Source organism: Microbacterium sp. PRC9 (genome assembly GCF_031844125.1).
GTDB lineage: Bacteria > Actinomycetota > Actinomycetes > Actinomycetales > Microbacteriaceae > Microbacterium.
Window position 1 is genome coordinate 719047 of record NZ_JAUZUR010000002.1, and the last position, 19763, is coordinate 738809.

15 protein-coding genes and 1 riboswitch are annotated in these 19763 nt (G+C 68.7%); of the genes, 12 read left to right on the forward strand and 3 right to left on the reverse strand.

Annotated elements, in window-relative coordinates; translation table 11 throughout:
* Positions 1–10: 10 nt before the first annotated feature.
* A complete protein-coding gene (locus Q9R33_RS06915) occupies positions 11–727 on the reverse strand; it encodes an NrtR DNA-binding winged helix domain-containing protein (protein ID WP_310246145.1) in 717 nt (238 codons plus the stop codon).
* A 261-nt stretch (positions 728–988) separates the two neighbouring features.
* On the opposite strand from Q9R33_RS06915, the gene Q9R33_RS06920 reads away from it, so the two are divergent.
* From Q9R33_RS06920 to gcvP, 9 genes are all read left to right on the forward strand, one after another.
* The gene (locus Q9R33_RS06920) at positions 989–2665 is read left to right on the forward strand and encodes an ABC transporter substrate-binding protein (RefSeq protein ID WP_311293237.1); all 1677 of its coding nucleotides are present in this window, start codon (positions 989–991) and stop codon (positions 2663–2665) included.
* A gap of 43 nt (positions 2666–2708) precedes the next feature.
* Positions 2709–3704 carry an ABC transporter permease gene (locus Q9R33_RS06925; RefSeq protein ID WP_311293238.1) on the forward strand — a complete coding sequence of 332 codons (996 nt, stop codon included), beginning with the start codon at positions 2709–2711 and terminating at the stop codon, positions 3702–3704.
* Between the two features lie 97 nt (positions 3705–3801).
* Complete coding sequence (locus Q9R33_RS06930; protein ID WP_396654071.1) at positions 3802–4785, forward strand: ABC transporter permease; 984 nt, start codon at positions 3802–3804, stop codon at positions 4783–4785.
* A complete protein-coding gene (locus tag Q9R33_RS06935) occupies positions 4782–5669 on the forward strand; it encodes an ABC transporter ATP-binding protein (protein WP_311293239.1) in 888 nt (295 codons plus the stop codon). The genes Q9R33_RS06930 and Q9R33_RS06935 overlap by 4 nt, the downstream gene beginning before the upstream one ends.
* Entirely contained in the window at positions 5666–6532 is an 867-nt protein-coding gene (locus tag Q9R33_RS06940) for an ATP-binding cassette domain-containing protein (protein WP_311293240.1), read from the forward strand. The genes Q9R33_RS06935 and Q9R33_RS06940 overlap by 4 nt, the downstream gene beginning before the upstream one ends.
* 109 nt (positions 6533–6641) lie before the next feature.
* Complete coding sequence (locus Q9R33_RS06945) at positions 6642–7814, forward strand: MarP family serine protease (RefSeq protein WP_311293241.1); 1173 nt, start codon at positions 6642–6644, stop codon at positions 7812–7814.
* A 43-nt stretch (positions 7815–7857) separates the two neighbouring features.
* Positions 7858–7954: riboswitch (glycine riboswitch) on the forward strand.
* A 236-nt stretch (positions 7955–8190) separates the two neighbouring features.
* Positions 8191–9309 (forward strand): glycine cleavage system aminomethyltransferase GcvT, encoded by a 1119-nt coding sequence (gene gcvT, locus Q9R33_RS06950; protein WP_311293242.1) that lies wholly within the window; start codon positions 8191–8193, stop codon positions 9307–9309.
* Positions 9306–9689 (forward strand): glycine cleavage system protein GcvH, encoded by a 384-nt coding sequence (gcvH, locus tag Q9R33_RS06955; protein ID WP_045296801.1) that lies wholly within the window; start codon positions 9306–9308, stop codon positions 9687–9689. The genes gcvT and gcvH overlap by 4 nt, the downstream gene beginning before the upstream one ends.
* Complete coding sequence (gcvP, locus tag Q9R33_RS06960) at positions 9686–12577, forward strand: aminomethyl-transferring glycine dehydrogenase (RefSeq protein WP_311293243.1); 2892 nt, start codon at positions 9686–9688, stop codon at positions 12575–12577. The genes gcvH and gcvP overlap by 4 nt, the downstream gene beginning before the upstream one ends.
* A gap of 205 nt (positions 12578–12782) precedes the next feature.
* Here the strand turns inward: gcvP and Q9R33_RS06965 are convergent, their stop codons facing one another.
* Positions 12783–13787, reverse strand: a complete 1005-nt coding sequence (locus tag Q9R33_RS06965) for a hypothetical protein (RefSeq protein ID WP_311293244.1) — start codon at positions 13785–13787, stop codon at positions 12783–12785.
* Between the two features lie 316 nt (positions 13788–14103).
* On the reverse strand, positions 14104–14967 hold the full coding sequence (locus Q9R33_RS06970) for a CPBP family intramembrane glutamic endopeptidase (RefSeq protein ID WP_310246167.1): 864 nt from the start codon (positions 14965–14967) through the stop codon (positions 14104–14106).
* 163 nt (positions 14968–15130) lie between these two features.
* On the opposite strand from Q9R33_RS06970, the gene Q9R33_RS06975 reads away from it, so the two are divergent.
* The 3 genes from Q9R33_RS06975 (at position 15131) to Q9R33_RS06985 (ending at position 19758) form a co-directional block, all read left to right on the forward strand.
* Positions 15131–16909: an ABC transporter family substrate-binding protein gene (locus Q9R33_RS06975; RefSeq protein ID WP_235560172.1), complete on the forward strand. Its 1779-nt coding sequence runs from the start codon at positions 15131–15133 to the stop codon at positions 16907–16909.
* Positions 16910–17068: 159 nt separating this feature from the next.
* Positions 17069–18604, forward strand: coding sequence for an ABC transporter permease (locus Q9R33_RS06980; RefSeq protein WP_056367926.1), 1536 nt, complete (start codon positions 17069–17071; stop codon positions 18602–18604).
* Entirely contained in the window at positions 18604–19758 is a 1155-nt protein-coding gene (locus Q9R33_RS06985) for an ABC transporter permease (RefSeq protein ID WP_311293245.1), read from the forward strand. The genes Q9R33_RS06980 and Q9R33_RS06985 overlap by 1 nt, the downstream gene beginning before the upstream one ends.
* Positions 19759–19763 lie beyond the last annotated feature (5 nt).

Sequence of the window (19763 nt, forward strand, 5' to 3'; positions counted from 1 at the left end):
GTTCGGGGGATCAGTGGCGGGCGTCGAGCGGGCCGCGGTCGGCGAGCTCGACGTCCTGGTTGTAGCGGTAGAGCCGCGCGGGGCGGTGGCTTCCGGTGCGGAAGCGGTCGGTGGGGATGAGGGTGCCGGAGTTCTCGACCTGACGGCGGAAGTTCGCCGGATCGAGGCGCCGACCGAGGACCGCCTCGTAGACCTCGCGCAGGTCGGCGAGCGTGAACTCGTCGGCGAGGAGGCCATGGGCGATGCGGCTGTAGCCGACCTTGTTTCGCAGGCGCCAGAGCGCATAGTCGACGATCTCGTTGTGATCGAACGCGAGCCGGGGGAGCTCGGCCGCGTCGAACCACTGGACGTTCTCGACGGTGTCGGTGATCTCGTCGGCGCGCAGGAGGGCCCAGTACACGATCGAGACGACGCGTGTCGGGGAGCGATCCACAGCGCCGAACGCGTACAGCTGCTCCAGGTAGCTGGGTGCGAGGCCGGTCGTCTCTGCGAGCGTGCGGGATGCCGCGGCATCCAGTCCCTCCGTGACGTCGAGCCATCCTCCGGGCAGTGCCCACTGGCCCTCGTGCGGATCGCGCGTGCGCCGCACCAGCGGGAGCACCACCTGCACGGCGTCGCTGCCGGGGAGGCGACGCAGCGTGAAGATCACGGTCGACACCGCGACCCGCGTCGCGTCGGACTCGGTCGCGGCGCCGGGGGACAGGGGTTCGGATGCTGTTCTGGTCATGGTGACTCTAACTCTCAAGAGCGATCATAGTGTCACTCTGACCAGAAGCCAAACCCCCGCCGTAACACCCGCCGTACTGCACGTCCTCGCCCGAACCGTTGCCAAGACGTGACGTACACAGCTCATTCAGAGGATGCGGGAGCAGGGGAATGTTTGTTAGGTTTACGTTCAAACATTTGTTAAGACCCAGTACTTAATGGATGCACCGGGTGCCCGCGCACTCCTCCTCCCTGCAAAGCCGCACGAGAGAAAGAACCAACGATGATTCGAAACGCGAAGCGCCGAGCGGCGCTCATCGCCGTCGCCGGGGCCACGATCCTCGGTCTCGGCCTGTCGGGCTGCGCCAGTGGCGGCGGCAACGACAGCGGCGATTCCGAAGGACGCACGCTGCGGGTCTGGGCGGGAAGCCAGACTCCGATCGAGGCGAACTTCAACCCCTTCTCGCCGAGCGTGCTGCACGCCGCGCTCGGCCCGGTCTACGAGCCGCTGTTCTTCTACAACAAGACCGCCGACGACGCGCCCGAGCCCATGCTCGGCGAGAGCTTCGAGTACAACGAGGACGGCACCGTCATCACGGTGAGCCTCAAGGACGGCGTCAAGTGGAACGACGGTGAGGACTTCACCGCCGAGGACGCCGCGTTCACGTTCAACTACGAGCCGAACCACCGTGACGGCCTCATCTCGGCCGAGGCGCCCGACGACACCACGCTCGTCCTGACGTACGAGACGCCGCAGTTCACGAACGAGTTCCAGATCCTCGGCACCACCTGGATGCTGCCCGAGCACATCTGGTCGGAGGTCGATGACTACACGACCTTCACCGACGAGGAGCCGGTGGGCACCGGCCCGTACGTCGTCGACAAGGTGACGGACGCGTCCTACACCGTCGTCGCGAACGAGAACTTCCGCGAGGAGGGGGTGCCGGCGATCAAGAAGGTGCAGTACATCGGCATCGACGCCAACCAGTCCGCGCAGGACCTGCTCACCGCGGGCGAACTCGACTGGACCGGCATGTTCGTGCCGAACCCCGACTCGGTGACCTCGAACGGCGTGATCAGCATGCTGAACACGCCGCAGGACCCGACCGTGCTCTACACCTGCTCGAACGCCGAGCTCGGCTGCACGGGCCCGCAGACCGACGTGGCGGTGCGCCAGGCGCTCAACGTCGCGATCGACCGCGGCACCATCAAGGAGAAGGCGTTCGTCGGCCTGACCGGCGACATCTCGCCGACCTTCGCCCTGCTGCCGCGCGACCAGAAGTGGGTCGCCGACCCTGCCAACGAGGTCAGCCCGCAGTCGCCCGACGCCGCGGCCGCCGGTGAGATCCTCGAGGCCGCCGGCTACACCAAGGGCGGCGACGGCTTCTACGGCAAGGACGGCGCCCCGATCGAGCTGAGCCTCATCTCGGTCGACGGGTGGACGGACTACAATGACGCGGCCAAGCTCATCAGCGAGCAGGCGGCGGAGGCAGGCCTCAAGGTCAACGCCTCGACGGTGCAGTGGCAGGAGTTCTCGGACGCACGTCAGACCGGGCAGTACCAGCTGATCATGGGCGGCGTCATCGGCACCTCGGTCGCCGACCCGTTCCAGATCTACAAGGACTGGTTCGCCGGTGAGTCGACCTCGCAGGTCGGTGAAGAGGTTCCCGCCGGCCGCTGGAACTTCAGCCGGTACGACAACTCCGTCGTGAACGAGGCCGTCGCCGCGGCCGCCGCCACGAACGACGAGGCCGCCAAGCAGGAGGCGTACGCCGCCCTGCAGACCGAGATCGTGCGCGACCTGCCGTACATCCCGCTGGTGATCAACGCCACCCAGACGTTCTTCAACACGAAGGACTTCACGGGCTGGCCGACCGAGGACGACCTGTACGCGTTCCCGCCGGCCTGGGGCTCGGTGGCGTCCGGCTACGTCCTCCAGCACCTGGAGCCGGTGAAGTAATGCGCGACCGGGCAGAAGCCGCGGCACGGAGGAGCAGGCTGCGATGAAGTTCTATGCGCGGCGGATCGCGTTCTATGTGGTGACACTCTGGGCGACGATCTCCCTCAATTTCCTCCTGCCGAGGCTTCTGCCCGGCGACCCCGCCGACATCCTCCTCGCGAAGATGCAGCGCGCCGGCGGGGAACTCAGCGAGACCACGGTCCGCAACATCAAGACCCTCCTCGGCGGCGACACGTCGTCGATGTGGGACCAGTACGTCGCGTACTGGGGCCGGATGCTCCAGGGAGACCTGGGCGTCTCCATCACGAAGTATCCGGCCCCGGTGACGGATCTCATTGCCGCGGCCCTGCCATGGACGGTGATCCTGGTGGGTCTCGCCACCGTCATCTCCTTCGTCCTGGGCGTCGGCATCGGTGCCTGGGTGGGCTGGCGCCGGGGCACATGGGTCGACCACCTGGTGCCGTTCACGACGGTGCTGCAGTCCATTCCCTACTTCTGGCTCGCCCTCGTGCTCGTTGCGATCTTCTCCGTCGCACTGGGCTGGTTCCCGATCTTCGGCGGCTACGACGTGTGGGCCTTCCCCGAGGGCCCGGAGTGGAGCTGGGCCTTCATCGGGAGCGCCGTGTACCACGGGTTCCTTCCCGCGCTCACGATCGTGCTGAGCTCGGTCGGCGGATGGCTCCTCGGCATGCGCAACATGATGGTGTCCACGGTCTCCGAGGACTACATCGTCACGGCCGAGGCCAAGGGTCTCAAGCCCGTGCGAATCCTGCGCACCTACGCGACCCGCAACGCCGCGATCCCGTCGATCGCCGGGTTCGGCATCTCGCTCGGCTTCGTCGTGGCCGGCTCCATCGTCATGGAGCAGGTGTTCACCTATCCCGGCATCGGCAAGCTCATGATCCAGTCCGTGCAGAACAGCGACTACGCGCTGATGCAGGGTGTCTTCCTGGTGATCACGATCGCGGTGCTCGCGGCGAACTTCATCATGGACATCGTCTACGGATACATCGACCCGAGGGCGCGCCACAATGTCTGAGAGGCTCGAAGTGACCGACACGTCGACCGATCTCGAGAGCGTCCCCGAGACGCTGTCGGACCGCACGATCGACCCCGCCCTCATCGCACCGGGCGCGATGATGTCGCCGCCCGTCGACGCCGACGTCGAGGCGGCGCGCGACGAGGCGCGCGCCGCGCGCCGCGGCTTCCGCCAGCTGCTGCCGAGGATGTCGCTGAAGCTCGCGCTCGGCCTCGCCATCGTCATCGGCATCACCCTCTTCGGCATCCTCGGGCCGCTGTTCTGCCAGGACCCGACCGACTCCGACAACCCGGCGCTGTCGCCGCCGAGCGCGGAGCACTGGCTCGGCACGACCAAGCTCGGCTACGACGTGCTCGCCCAGCTCGCCTGGGGCACGCGCGGCTCCCTCATGGTGGGCATCGTCGCCGGCCTCATCGCCCTGATCCTGTCGATCGTGTTCGGCATCCTCGCCGGCTACAAGGGCGGCTGGTGGGACGAGATCCTGTCGCTCTTCACGAACATCATGCTCGTCATCCCGGGTCTCCCGTTGGTGATGGTGATCGCCACCTACATCCCCGGGAGAAGTTGGATGCTGGTGGCCCTCGTCCTCGGAATCACGGGGTGGGCGGGGTCAGCGGTCGTTCTGAGAGCGCAGGCTCGCTCGCTGCGGTCGCGAGACTACGTGGCGGCCAGCCGGGTCGCGGGGGAGAAGACGGCGCGCATCATCCGCGTCGAGATCCTCCCGAACCTGCTGCCGCTGCTGGCGGCCCAGTTCCTCTTCGCGATCATCTTCGCGATCCTCGGCGAGGCGGGCCTCTCCTACCTCGGGCTCGGGCCGACCGGCTCGATCACGTGGGGCACGATGCTCAACGACGCGCAGACCGGCCAGGCGCTCGGCACCGGCGCCTGGTGGTGGTTCGTGCCGCCGGGCCTCATGATCGCGCTCCTCGGCGCGGGCCTGTCGCTCATCAACTTCTCGATCGACGAGATCATCAACCCGAAGCTGCGGCTCGCCCCCGAGAACGCCCGGCGCGTGCGCCAGGCCAAGCGCGCCGGCCGGGGTGTCGAGTCGGTCCACGTCCCGAACGGAGCCGAGGCATGAACGACGACGCCGTCCTCACCGTGCGCAACGTCTCGATCGAGTATGAGGTCGATCCGCCGGTCAAAGCAGTGCGCGACGTGTCGCTCACGCTCCACCGCGGCGAGATCCTGGGACTCGCCGGCGAGTCCGGGTGCGGCAAGTCGACCCTCGCGTACGGCATCAATCGGCTGCTCAAGCCGCCGGCGCTGATGACGGCGGGCGACGTCGTTTTCCACGACCGGTCGGGCGAAGACATCGACGTCGTCGGCCTCGCCGACGAGGAGCTGCGCCGGTTCCGGTGGGACAAGGTGTCGATGGTGTTCCAGGGCGCGATGAACTCGCTCAATCCGGTCATCAACGTCCGGGCGCAGCTGTTCGATGTGTTCGCGACGCACCGGCCCGAGATGTCCAAGCGGCAGAAGCAGCAGCGCAGCGAAGAGCTCCTCGAGCTCGTGGGCGTCGACCCGAAGCGACTGACGAGCTTCCCGCACGAGCTGTCGGGAGGCATGCGACAGCGCGTCATGATCGCGATGGCACTCGCGCTCGACCCGCAGGTCATGATCATGGACGAGCCGACCACGGCCCTCGACGTCGTGGTGCAGCGCGGCATCATCCGCGAGATCATGCGCCTGCGCGAGAGGCTCGGGTTCGCCGTCATCTTCATCACGCACGACCTGCCCATGCTGATCGAGATCTCCGACCGCATCGCGGTGATGCTGCAGGGCGAGATCGTCGAGCTCGCCACCGCGACCGACATCTACCGCACGCCGCAGCACGAGTACACGAAGAAGCTGCTGTCGAGCTTCCCGAGCCTGCGCGGCGACCGGGGCGACTTCGTGCGCACCGGCCATCAGCCCATCTCGGCGACGCTGGGCGCGGCCTCAGCAGAAGGAGGGGCCGCATGAGCGCCCAGGACCCGGTCGCGGGGTCGCCGCGCACGCTCGAGGCACGGAACCTGGTGAAGGACTTCCGGCTGCGCAGCGGCCTGAAGTTCTCGACTCTCCACGCGGTGAAGGACGTGTCGTTCACGCTCGAAGCCGGGCGCACCATCGCGCTGGTGGGGGAGTCCGGGTCGGGCAAGTCGACGATCGCGAAGATGCTCGCCCGGCTCGAGACGCCCACGAGCGGGCAGATCCTGCTCGATGGCACACCCGCCGGCGGGCGCAGCCGCGACGTCGCCGCGTATCGCGGCGACGTGCAGATGGTCTTTCAGGACCCGTTCGCGTCGCTGAACCCGTTCCACTCGATCGAGCACCATCTGGAGCGTCCGCTGCGGATCCACAACCCGGGGATCGGCCGCGACGAGGTGCGTCAGCGCGTGCTCGAGCTCCTCGAGAGGGTGCGCCTCACGCCGAGCGACAAGATGGCCGAGCGTCGTCCGCACGAGCTGTCGGGCGGTCAGCGCCAGCGCGTGGCGATCGCGCGGGCGCTCGCGCCCGGCGCGCAGTTCATCATCGCCGACGAGCCCGTCTCGATGCTCGACGTGTCCATCCGCCTCGGCGTGCTGAATCTGCTCGCGCAACTGCAGCGCGAGGACCACCTCGGAGTGCTCTACATCACCCACGACCTCGCCACGGCCCGCCACTTCTCCGACGAGATCCTGGTGATGTACCGCGGCGACATCGTCGAGCGCGGACGCGCCGACGACGTGATCCTCGATCCGCAGCACGAGTACACCCGCACGCTGCTCGGCGCCGCGCCGGATCCCGAGAACCAGGGGATGCTGCGCGACGAGGTACGGAGGGAGCTCGCCGCCGAGCGCCGCTGACCTGCCTGTGCACGCAGGTCCTCCCGACACGCCCGGGCGGGCGATGGGGGTCCTCTCCCAGCCTCGATGCGTAGCCTGACGAGACGGGTCCCGTCGGGAAGGGGTGAGGATGATCGTCGTCGACGTGATCGTCGTCCTCCTTCTCATCGCCGCCTGCGTCGCCGGGGTCCAGCGCGGCTTCTTCGCCAGCATCGGCACCCTGGCAGGCCTCGCAGCGGGCGCCTTCGCGGCCTTCTGGCTGACCCCGCTGGTGAGCGCCTGGGTGCCGTCGCCGGTGTGGCGCGGTCCCGCCGTGCTCCTCACCGCTCTCGGGCTGGTCTTCGCCGGCGCGGCGGTCGGCGCGGCGATCGGCGCGGCGCTGCGCTCCGGCGCAGACCGGCTGAAGCTGCGCGGGATCGAGCGCTTCCTCGGCGGCATCGCCTCGGTCGTCGCGGCGATTCTCGCGCTGGCGCTCGTCGCCCCCGCGATCGCGGTAGCCGGCATCCCCGTCATCTCGTCGGCTGTGGCATCCTCGGCCATCCTGCGGGGCATCGAGGCCGCCACCCCCGACCCCGTCGCCGCCGCCCTGGCACAGCTGCGCGGCGCCGTGCTCGACGACGGCCTGCCGGGGCTCGGGCTTCTGCTCGGACCGGGGACCGCAGAGCCTGCGCCCCCGGTCGCCCTGGACGATCCCGAGCTGCAGCGGGCGGCAGCATCCGTCGCCCGTGTGTCGGGGAATGCGTACGCATGCGGACGCGGATCGTCGGGCACCGGCTTCGTCGTCGCCGAGGACCGCGTCGTCACCAACGCCCACGTCGTCGCGGGCGTCGACACGCCCGTCGTCGAGCTGCCGGGAGTGCCGGCACGAGAGGGGCGCATCGTCTACTTCGACCCGATCGACGACCTCGCGGTGATCGCCGTGGACGACCTCGACGCCACCGCCCTGCCGTTCTCGCCCACGCTCGCGGCGGGCGCCGCCGCGGTCGTGCAGGGCTATCCGTACGGCGGTCCGTTCACGATGGTGCCGGCGAGCGTGCAGTCGGTGGGTGTCGCGAACGTTCCGGACGTGTACGACAGCTCGTGGAACCCGCGCGAGATCTATTCGCTGCAGGCCGTCGTGCGCCCGGGCAACTCGGGCGGCCCGCTGCTGACGGGCGACGGCGAGGTCGCGGGGGTCGTGTTCGCGCGCGCCGAGAACGACGAGAACATCGGATACGCCATGACGATGGCCGAGCTCACCCCGGTCACCGATCGTGCGCCTGCGCTCACGAACACCGTGTCGACCGGATCCTGCGTCGGCTGAGCGCACCGACCGGTATGCTTGCTCCGCAAGTCAATAACGGCCCATCACCCGGGCGGGAGAGCCTCGGCAGCGCGATCGCCGAGCACCGAAGGAGCAAGCCTCCCCGCCAATCTCTCAGGTACGCGTACCGTTCGGGCAGGCCGACTCTGGAAAGCGATTTCGAGCGAAGCAAGAAATCGGGTTGAGTAAGGCGCTCCCGCGCCGCATCGAAACCCCTCACGTGAGACATCCGCTACGCGTCTCCACGTGATCGCTCGCAATCCGCCGACGGTGAAAACCCGCTCCCTCGCAGGACGGGCGAAACTCTCAGGCCCATGACAGAGGGGGAGTTCACAGGCGTCGATCGACGCCTGCCCGTCCGCGACCGGGAGAACTCATGACAGAACTCCGTACGACTGCCCTGCACGAGCGCCACGAGGCGCTCGGCGCCTCCTTCACCGACTTCGGCGGCTGGCTCATGCCGGTGCGCTACAGCTCCGACCTCGCCGAGCATCACGCGGTGCGCACGGCCGCAGGCCTCTTCGACATCTCGCACATGGCCGAGTTCGCCGTCGAGGGCGCCGAGGCCGCGGCATTCCTCGACTACGCGCTGGCGGGCGCGGTCTCGCCGATGCGCGTGGGCAAGGCGAAGTACTCGCTGGTGCTTGCCGAGTCGGGTGGCATCGTCGACGACGTCATCGTGTACCGCATCGCCGACCACCGCTTCCTGGTGATCGCGAACGCCGGGAACCGGGATGCCGTCGGCTCCGCGTTCCGCGAGCGCGTCGGCGACTTCGAGGTCGAGCTGGAGGACCACACCGACGGCATGTCGCTGATCGCGGTGCAGGGACCCGCCGCCCGCGCCGTGGTCGAGGCGACCGCCGGGATCGCGGACGTCGCCCCGGCCTTCGCCGACCTCGGCTACTACGCGTGGTCGTCGGGCTCGTTCGAGGGCGCTCCGCTGTTCGTCGCGCGAACGGGTTACACCGGCGAGGACGGCTTCGAGCTCCTGGTCCCCAACCCCGTCGCGCCGACGCTGTGGGATGCACTGCTGGCCGCCGGCGAGCCGCTCGGCCTCGTTCCCGCGGGTCTCGCGGCCCGCGACACGCTGCGCCTGGAGGCCGGCATGCCGCTCTACGGCCACGAGCTGTCGCTCGACATCGTCCCCGCGCAGGCCGGTCTCGGCCGCGTCGTGGCGGTCGACAAGGACGACTTCGTCGGAAAGGCGGGCCTCGCGGCCGTCGTCGTGCCCGACGCTCCCGTGCTCGTCGGACTCGTCTGCGACGGCCGACGCGCTGGCCGTGCCGGCTACGCCGTGTTCGACGCGACCGAGGCCGAGACGCCGGTCGGCGAGATCACGAGCGGCGCGCTCAGCCCGACCCTGGGGCATCCCATCGCCATGGCGTTCGTCTCGTCCGCCGCGAGCGCTCCCGGCACCGAGCTCTTCATCGACGTGCGGGGTACCCGCATCCCCGCGACCGTGACCGACCTGCCCTTCTACCGGAGGAACAAATGACCGATCTCACCGCCCTCAAGTACACCGCCGAGCACGAGTGGGTCGCCCTCGACGGCGACGTCGCGACCGTCGGCATCACCTCGTACGCCGCCGACAAGCTCGGTGACGTGGTGTTCGTCGAGCTGCCCGCCGTGGGCAGCTCGGTGACCGCGGCCACCGTCGTCGGCGAGATCGAGTCCACGAAGTCGGTCGGCGAGCTCTACGCGCCGCTGACGGGTGAGGTCGTCGCGGTCAACGACGCCGTCGTCGACGACCCGTCGCTCGTGAACGCCGACCCGTTCGGCGCCGGATGGCTCGTCAAGATCACGGTCGACCCCGCGTCCGTGGCGGACCTCCTCGACCGCGACGCGTACATCTCGCTCACGGGCGGCGCCGAATGACGGGTCTGTTCGCCGACCGTCACATCGGGACGGATGCTGCGGCCCAGCGCACGATGCTCGACGCCCTGGGCTACGACAGCGTCGACGCGCTCGTCGAAGCGGCGGTCCCGGCATCCATCCATGCGAAGCCGCGCGCCACGAGCGACATCCCGCCAGCGGCGACCGAGGCCGAGGCGCTCGCCGAGCTGCGCGTGCTGGCATCGCAGAACCGCACGGCGCGGCCGATGATCGGTCTGGGGTACTACGACACCCTGACGCCGTCGGTGATCGCCCGCAACGTGCTCGAGAACCCGTCGTGGTACACCGCGTACACGCCGTACCAGCCCGAGATCTCGCAGGGGCGCCTGGAGGCCCTGATCAACTTCCAGACGATGGTGACCGATCTCACGGGGCTGGCGACGGCGAACGCGTCGATGCTCGACGAGTCGACCGCGGTCGTGGAGGGCATGCTGGTCGCTCGCCGCGGCTCGAAGGCCGCCTCGAACGTGTTCGTGGTCGACGCCGACGCCCTGCCGCAGACGAAGGCGCTGCTCGCGCACCGCGCGGCCGCCGTCGGCATCGAGCTCGTCGAGCTCGATCTGGCCCGGGGGGCGACCCTGCCGGACGAGCTTTTCGGCGTGCTCGTGCAGTACCCGGGCGCGTCGGGGAACGTGTGGGACCCGTCCGGCGTCGTCGACGCGGCGCACGTCGCCGGCGCGCTGGTCGTCGTGGCCGCTGATCTGCTGGCGCTCACGCTGCTGCGCTCGCCCGGCTCGTTCGGCGCCGATGTCGCCGTGGGCACGACGCAGCGCTTCGGCGTGCCGCTCGGCTTCGGCGGACCGCACGCCGGCTACATGGCGGTGCGGCAGGGACTCGAGCGGCAGCTGCCGGGCCGCCTCGTCGGCGTCTCGCAGGACGCCGCGGGTCACCCCGCCTACCGCCTCGCGCTGCAGACGCGCGAGCAGCACATCCGCCGGGAGAAGGCCACGTCCAACATCTGCACGTCGCAGGTGCTTCTGGCGGTCATGGCGTCGATGTACGCGGTGTACCACGGGCCCGACGGGCTCCGGGCGATCGCGACCGACGTCGCGAAGAAGGCGGAGGCGCTCGCCGCCCGGCTGCGCTCATACGGCCTCTCGCTGCGCTCGGACTCGTTCTTCGACACCATCCGCGTTGCCACGCCGGGCGCCTCGCGCCGCGTGATCGACCGCGCCCGCGAGCGCGGCTATCAGCTGTTCTGGGTCGACGACGCGACGGTCGGTGTCTCGGTCGACGAGACCACGACGGCAGGCGATCTCGCGGCCGTGGCGTGGGCCTTCGGACTGCCCGAGAACGAGTTCCTCGGCGCGGGCGAGCAGGGCGAGCGGGTGCTTTCGTTCACGGATGCTGCGCCCCTGGCGGGCGTGCCGTCCGGCCTGCACCGCGTCGAGGAGTTCCTCACGCACCCGGTGTTCAACTCGCACCGGTCCGAGACGGCGATGATGCGCTACCTGAAGCAGCTGTCCGACCGCGACTACGCGCTCGACCGCGGCATGATCCCGCTGGGCTCGTGCACGATGAAGCTCAACGCGGCGACGGAGATGGCGGCCGTGTCGTGGCCGGAGTTCTCGCGCGTGCATCCGTTCGCGCCCGAGGACGACGTGCACGGCTACCTCGCGATGATCGAGCAGCTCGAGGTGTGGCTCGCCGAGGTCACCGGTTACGACGCGGTGTCGCTGCAGCCGAACGCCGGCTCTCAGGGCGAGCTCGCGGGGCTCATGGCGATCCGCGGCTACCACCGCGCGAACGGCGACCTCGGTCGCACGGTGTGCCTCATCCCGTCGTCGGCGCACGGCACGAACGCGGCGTCCGCCGTGCTCGCGGGCATGCGCGTCGTCGTCGTCGCGTGCGATGAGGCCGGCAACGTCGACCTCGACGATCTGCGCGCGAAGATCGCGGCGCACGCCGACGAGCTCGCGGCGCTGATGATCACGTACCCGTCGACGCACGGCGTGTACGAGCACGACGTGCTCGACATCACGCAGGCCGTGCACGACGCCGGCGGCCAGGTGTACGTCGACGGCGCGAATCTCAACGCGCTGCTGGGCTACGCGCGATTCGGCGACCTGGGCGGCGACGTCTCGCACCTGAACCTGCACAAGACCTTCGCGATCCCGCACGGCGGCGGCGGTCCCGGCGTCGGGCCCGTCGCGGCGAAGGCGCACCTCGCGCCCTACCTCCCGTCGCATCCGCTGTCGCAGCGCAAGGACCACGCCGGCGGCGTCTTCGACGGTGGGCCGATCTCGGCGGCACCGCACGGCTCGGCCGGCATCCTCCCGATCTCGTGGGCGTACGTCCGCATGATGGGCGCCGAGGGACTGCGCAGCGCCACCGCGGCTGCCGTGCTCGCGGCGAACTACATCGCGGTGCGGCTGCGCGAGCACTACCCGGTGCTCTACACCGGCGAGGACGGGCTCGTGGCACACGAGTGCATCCTCGACCTGCGTCCGCTCAAGGAGGCGACCGGCGTCTCTGTCGACGACGTCGCCAAGCGCCTCATCGACTACGGCTTCCACGCCCCGACCATGTCGTTCCCGGTCGCGGGAACGCTGATGGTCGAGCCGACCGAGTCCGAGGACCTCGGTGAGATCGAGCGCTTCATCGAGGCGATGATCGCGATCAAGGCCGAGGCCGACCGCGTCGGCGTGGGGGAGTGGCCTGCCGCCGACAACCCCCTCGCGAACGCCCCGCACACGGCCGAGTCGGTCGTCGCCGGGTCGTGGGACCACCCGTACTCGCGGGAGACCGCCGTGTACCCGGTCCACACGCTGGTCCGCACGAAGTACTGGCCCCCCGTCCGCCGCATCGACCAGGCCTACGGCGACCGCAACCTGGTGTGCGCCTGCCCGCCCATCGAGGCCTTCGCCTGACGACCCCCGAGCGACGGGATGCCGGTGCCCCCCGGCATCCCGTCGCTCTTCCGGTTCGCCCGGGTCGGCGGTCCCGCCGCCCCGGCCTGGCCCCGCCCCGCCCTGGCCTCGCCCCCGAGCCGCCCCCGAGCCGCGAGAGTGCACCTGGTCGCCGAGAGGTAGGGAAGCAACCAGCATTTCGGCGACCAGTTGTACTCTCGCGATTTCAGTGGACCCGACCCGCGGCGGATGCGCCGGTCAGGTGGGGTGCGTGCGGGGCCAGCAGGCGGCGGAGCGAGTGGAGATGCGCGGTCTGTTCGGGCGCGATCGCCCGCAGGCCGGCGCCTGCCAGGATGTCGCGCAAGGGTGTCACCGTGGTCGCATCCGTCCATCCCCAATGAGCGACCGCGCGGAGGTGGGTTCGCAGCCGCCTGTCGCGGAGGGTCTGGCGGCGCAACACCTCACGGGCATCGCCGTAGCGTCCGTCGTACTTGAGGTCGCCGTCGGCCTCGCCTCCGAGATTGATGTGCGTCCAGACGAAGTCGGCACGATCCTCCTTCCCGGACGATCGGAACACGACCTGGAGTTCGGGCGCGGGAAAGCCCAACCACTCGATCACCGCGCGGCTGACGGCCTCGATGGTGGTCTCGGACTTGGCGGTCGCACGTGCGAGCGGCCACCGTGCGATATCGCGACCGCGACTGCTGATGCGCGCTTCGCTCATCCGGGTCAGTGCGTCGGCGGAGGACGCAGGTGCGATTCTCAGCGCCGCGTCCGCGGCAGCAAGTCCGATCGCCGGGTGCCGGAGACGAGCGAGGTCCACCGCGGTGTCTTCCGGACCGGTCATCGCGAGCCCGGCGATCTCCACGATCGTCCGGTCTTCGCTCGACCGGTGCGTGCGCACACCGGCAACGAGTCTCGATGAGCGCTTCGCCGGTACGAGCATATGCACGTCGACCGGGTCGCCGAAGATCGGCATCCCCAGCAGCGCGGCAGCGGACTCGAGGCAGAAGATCGCGTCGGGGTGGACGAGGGCCGCAGCGTGGACGCGTGCGAGGTATTTCTCCCACGGCGGCAGCGACCTCCACAGCGCGGCGGAGGCATAGACGCCATGGCGGACCTTGACCAGTTCTCCCTTGGCGACCCCGCGCTCTGGATGGGATACGTCGACATGCCGCAGCAGCGCCAACGGACTCGGCGTGAGGACTCGCGCGAAAGTGACCAGCGGCATCCGTCCACCCTCTCCGTGTCAAGCGGCTACGGATGTATGAGCGCCACCCTTCTGTGGACCCCACGCGTCTGGCCGACGCTGTGGAGGAGCGGGCCCGCGGCGGGCCGATCTCGGCTGGATTCCCCGTCCCCTTCCCCGTCCCCTCCCACGTCCCCACTCAGCGAGAGTGCACCTGGTCGCCGAGAGGTAGGGAGCCAACCAGCATCTCGGCGACCAAGTGCACTCTCGCCGATCAGGGGCGCCTGCGGCGGGTACCGCGGGCGATCGGCGTGAGGGACGGGGACGGATGCCGCGGGGCCGGGGCATCCGCGAACGGTCAGGCCGCGGGGGTCGCTGTGGGCGTCGGGGTGGGCGTGGGCGTCGGGATCGGGGCGAACACGCCGGGCCAGAGGGCCGCGGCCAGGGGATACCCCACGAACGCGACGACGTCGAGGAGCGTGTGCGCGATGACGAGCGGCATGACGCGACCCCACCGGCGGTAGCACCAGCCGAAGACCACGCCCATCACGAAGTTGCCGACGATCGCACCGATGCCCTGATACGCGTGATAGGCGCCCCGCAGGCCGGCGGAGGTCAGGATGATGGCCCAGTCGTTCCAGCCGAACCGTCGCAGCCGGTCGAACAGGTAGCCGATGAAGATCACCTCTTCGGTCAACCCCGCCCGCAGCGCCGACAGCACCAGCAGCGGCACGGTCCACCACGCCGCATCCAGGGGAGAGGCGACCACTGCGACGGTGACCCCGAGCGCGCGTCCCGCGGCATAGAGAGCGAGTCCCGGCACGCCGATGACGGCGGCGAGAAGGATGCCGCGGCCGAGGTCTCCGCCGAACCGCGAGAAGTCCAGCCCGATGCGGCGCAGCGCGTTGCCGCCGGGCTCCCAGAGCAGGTACACGACGAGTGCCACGAGGGCGAGCGCGAAGAAGACGGCGAGCACCTGGTACACGACGTCCCAGACCGCCTGCGCGTCCCGCGAGGGGTTCACCTGGGTCTGCTGCTGGCCGAGCGGAACGGGCGCGAGGAGCTTGCGCACGAGCGACAGCACCGAGTACAGCGCGGACTGCCCGACCGTGATCGCGAGGACGATCCACACCTCCCACGTGAGGCGTCGACGGTCGTACGGCGTGAGGGGCGAAAGAGTAGTCGAATCCCTCCGACCTGTGGGCCGGTTCGGCGGCGTCATCTTGTCAGATTGTCACACTCCGCGTCGATTGAGTTAAGGCTCTGTAACGTTTTCGCCGATCGTTTTGACCATCTCACAACCGGTGCTTATCGTTTTCCCATCCGCGCGCAGGTCCGGCTTCCGTCCGGATCCGCGCGCATTACCCTGCACAGAGGAGACACAAGTGTCTGACAAGACGACGTGGCGCATGCGCGCACTCGGAGTCGCGGCGGGCGTCGGCGTGACCGCAATGGTCCTCGCCGGTTGCTCGACGACCCCACCGGCGACGGAGGAGACCGGGGACACCGCCGACGCCGCGGTGACCATCGCTGAGGTGAACGAGTTCACGGGTACGAACTCGAACAGCGACAACGGCAACCTCGACATCAACGGCAAGGTCAACTACCTGACCCGCGCCGGCTTCTACTACGTCAGCGACACCTACGAGGTCGTCCCGGACGAGTCGTTCGGCAAGATGGAGGTCGTCAGCGAGGACCCCCTCCAGGTCAAGTACACCCTCAACGACGGCCTCGAGTGGTCCGACGGCGAGCCCATCACGACCGACGACCTGATCTTCGGCTGGGCTGCGACCTCGGGCATCTTCGACGACGCCACGCTCGACCCCGAGTCGGGCGAGCCGGTCAGCGGCACGAAGTACTTCGCGTACGCGGGCAGCACCGAGGGCGTCAACGCCTCGACGATCACGGATGTCGCCGATGACAAGCTCTCGCTCACGCTCGAGTACGACGTTCCCTTCGTCGACTGGAACATCATCGGTCTCATCGACCAGCCGGTCCACGTCGTCGCCGAGAAGGCCGGCGTCGACCAGGCCGAGCTCATCGACACGATCCTGACCAGCCCGCGCGGCGACGCCGCGGCTCCGGCTCCGGTCAACGAGACGCTCAAGGCTGCGGCTGACTTCTGGAACTCGGGCTTCGACATGACGTCGCTGCCGGACGACCCGTCGCTGTACCTCTCGAGCGGCCCGTGGATCATCGACTCGTGGGAGCCCACGCAGTCGATGACGCTGAAGCTCAACGACAAGTACACCGGTGACCTCAAGCCGCAGTTCTCCGAGATGGTCATCCGCTTCATCGGTGACGCTCAGGCTCAGGTGACCGCCCTCCAGAACGGCGAGGTCGACGTGATCGCCCCGCAGGCGAGCGGCGACACCCTCACCGCGCTGCAGGCGATCGACGGCGTCGAGGTCCTCCAGGGCGACGCGCTCAACTACGACCACCTCGACCTGACGTTCGCCGGCCCCTTCGCCGAGAAGAACGTCCGTGAGGCGTTCCTGAAGACGATCCCGCGCCAGCAGCTCGTCGACACGCTCATCAAGCCCGTCAACCCCGAGGCTGAGGTTCTCAACTCGAACCTCTTCATCCCGGCTCAGAAGCCGTACGAGGACGCTGTCGCGGCCAACGGCTCGGACGCGTACGCCGATGTCGACATCGAGGGCGCCAAGGAGCTCCTCGCCGGTGCGACCCCGACGATCCGCCTCATGTACAACATCAACAACCCGAACCGCGTCGCGGCGTTCGAGGCCATCCAGGCCTCGGCTTCGCAGGCCGGCTTCGTGATCGAGGATGTGGGCCGTGAGGACTGGAGCGCGCAGCTCGGTTCGGACATCTACGACGCCGTCATCTTCGGCTGGATCTCGCCCGGTGTCGGCAACGGCACCATCCCGCAGATCTTCGCCAGCTTCGGTGGCAGCAACTTCAACAAGTACGCCAACGACACCGTCGACGAGATCGCTCGCACGATCCCGCAGACGCTCGACACCGACAAGATCGACGAAATGACGATCGAGGCGGACACCGAGCTGTTCTCCGACGCGTACGGTCTGCCGCTCTTCCAGGGCCCCGGCCTCGAGGCGCACACCGACCGCGTCGAGGGCATCACCTTCATGGGCAACCAGACCGGTGTGTTCTGGAACTTCTGGGAGTGGACGGTCGCCGGTTAATCCGGTGACGATCTGAAACACCACGCCATGGGGCGTCGGGTGCTAACAGCCCGGCGCCCCGTGCGTGTGTCTTCCCGTCCACAGCCGGCGAACCCGACGCCCGGTCTCTGCTGCCGTCGTCGCCTGCCTGCTACCTTTTCTGCATGAAGGGCCAGCCCAGTGCTTAGCTTCGTTCTGCGGCGCATCGGGGTCTCGATCCTGATCCTCATCGCCGCATCCTTCCTGATGTACACCCTCGTGGCTCTTGCCAAAGACCCGCTCGAGGACCTGTACGCCTCCAACAGCCCGAACCGCGACGCGCTGATCGCGCAGCGCATCGCATGGCTGAACCTCGACCAGCCCATCCCCGTCCGCTGGTTCAACTGGCTGCTCGGCGCCGCCCGCTGCGTCATCCCGTTCGGCGGCTGCGACCTCGGCGTCACCATCCAGAACCAGCCCGTGACGATCGTCCTCGCACGTGCGATGGGCGCGACGCTCCAGCTCGTCACCGCTTCGACGATCCTCGCCATCGTCCTCGGCGTCCTCGTCGGCATCGTGTCTGCGCTTCGCCAGTACAGCGCCATCGACTACTCGTTCACGTTCGCCAGCTTCCTGTTCTACTCGCTGCCGTCGTTCGTGATGGGTGTTCTCCTCAAGGTCTTCTTCGCCCTCGGCTTCAACGACTGGCTCGACAGTCCGGTGTTCACATGGCCGTGGATCATCGCACTCAGTCTCATCTCCGGCGTCTTCTGGCAGGCGATCATCGGCGGACCCAGGCAGCGCCGCCTGATCGTCTTCGCCGCCTCCGTGGTGACCTCCGGAGCGATGCTCTACGGCATGAGCGTGACGGCGTGGTTCCTCAACCCGTCGCTGGGACCGATCCTCACGCCGCTGCTGATCGCGGCGTTCGCGGCGGGCATGGTCCTCATCATCGCCGGACCCCGTGCGCGCTACGCGTGGCGCACCGCCGGTGTCACCGCGATCGTCCTCATCGCCGCGTACTTCGTGCTGCAGCCGTTCCTCAAGTCGTTCAACGGCTGGGGGGTCCTCGCCCTGTTCGTGGCGGCGGCTCTCGTCGGCGCGGCGGCGGGCTGGTTCCTCGGTGAGTACGACAAGGGTCAGGCGATCCGCATCGGCGTGCTCTCCGGTCTGCTCGGCATGGGCGTGATCGTCCTGGACCAGTTCATGCAGAACTGGAACTCGTACGTCAACAACCCGAAGGTGAACGGGCGCCCGATCGCGACCATCGGTTCGCAGACACCCAACCTGCAGGGCGACTGGTGGATTCAGAGCATCGACACGTTCACCCACCTGCTGCTGCCGACGATCAGCCTCATGCTGATCTCGTTCGCGGCGTACACGCGCTACGCGCGTGGCGGCATGCTCGAGACGCTGAACCAGGACTACATCCGCACCGCGCGCGCGAAGGGCCTTCCCGAGCGCACGGTCGTCGTCCGTCACGCCTTCCGAAACTCGCTCATTCCGATCACCACGATCGTGGCGGCGGACGTGGGAGCCCTCATCGGTGGTGCGATCATCACCGAGCGCATCTTCGCCTTCAGTGGAATGGGCGCCCTCTTCAACCAGGGTCTGAGTCATGCCGACCCGAACCCCGTCATGGCGTACTTCGTCGTCATCGCGGTGTTCGCCATCACGTTCAACTTCCTCGCCGACCTCGCGTACTCGGCGATCGACCCGAGAGTGAGGGTCAAGTAATGTCGATCCCTATCGATCCGGCCCTCGAGCCCCCCACCGCACCCTCCGACGGAGGCGTGCACGTCCAGACCGCTGACGAGCGCGGCATCAGCCAGGGACGCCTGACGTTCCGACGCTTCATCGCCCACAAGCCTGCCGTGGTCAGCGCGGTCCTCTTCATCCTCATCGTCGGCTTCGCCATCTCGGCGACGGGCATCGGGCCCATCCCGGGCTGGTGGAAGTGGAACTACGAAGAGCTGATCCCGATCAGCAACGGCGGCAAGCCCACGCTGACGCTGTGGCCGTTCTCGCTCGGCGACCACCCGTTCGGCCAGAACACGGTCGGCAAGGACTACTTCGCGATGGTCATGCGCGGCCTCGTCAACTCGTCGTACATGATGTTCATCATCGGCCTCATCGGCGCCTTCCTCGGCGTCGTGGTCGGCGCTCTCGCGGGCTACTACCGTGGGTGGGTCGACGCGGTGCTGATGCGCCTGACCGACATCGTCATCGTGATCCCCGTGATCGTGATCGGCGCGGTCGTCGGATCGGCCGTGGGAAACCTCGGTCCGCTGCTGCTGGCGCTGTTCCTCGGATTCTTCGTCTGGACCGGAATCGCCCGACTCGTGCGTGCGGAGTTCCTGACCCTGCGTGAGCGCGAGTTCGTCGAGGCGGCACGCGTGGCCGGTGCGTCGGATGCCCGCATCATCTTCAAGCACATCCTGCCGAACGCGATCGGCGTGGTCATCGTCGCGACGACGCTGCTGATCGCCGCCGCGATCATCCTCGAGACGTCGCTGTCGTTCCTCGGGTACGGTGTCCGCGCGCCTGATGTGTCGCTGGGTCTGCTGATCTCGGCGAACGAGTCGGCGTTCCAGACGCGTCCGTGGCTCTTCTGGTGGCCGGCGGCATTCATCGTGATCCTGTCGCTGCTCGTGAACTTCGTCGGCGACGGTCTGCGCGATGCGTTCGACCCGCGTCAGAAGCGCATCGTCTTCCGCAAGGTCAAGGATCTCCCGGAGGATGTGGTCATCGTGGCCGGCACGACCGCCGACGTGCCCGAGGGTGCACTGGTCACGGCCGGCGGTGCGGCGGTCGTCGAGGGCGTCACGAGCGACCGCCCCGACGATGTCCTCGACGACGAGATCGCGCCCGACCCGGATCGCCGCGGATGATGCGC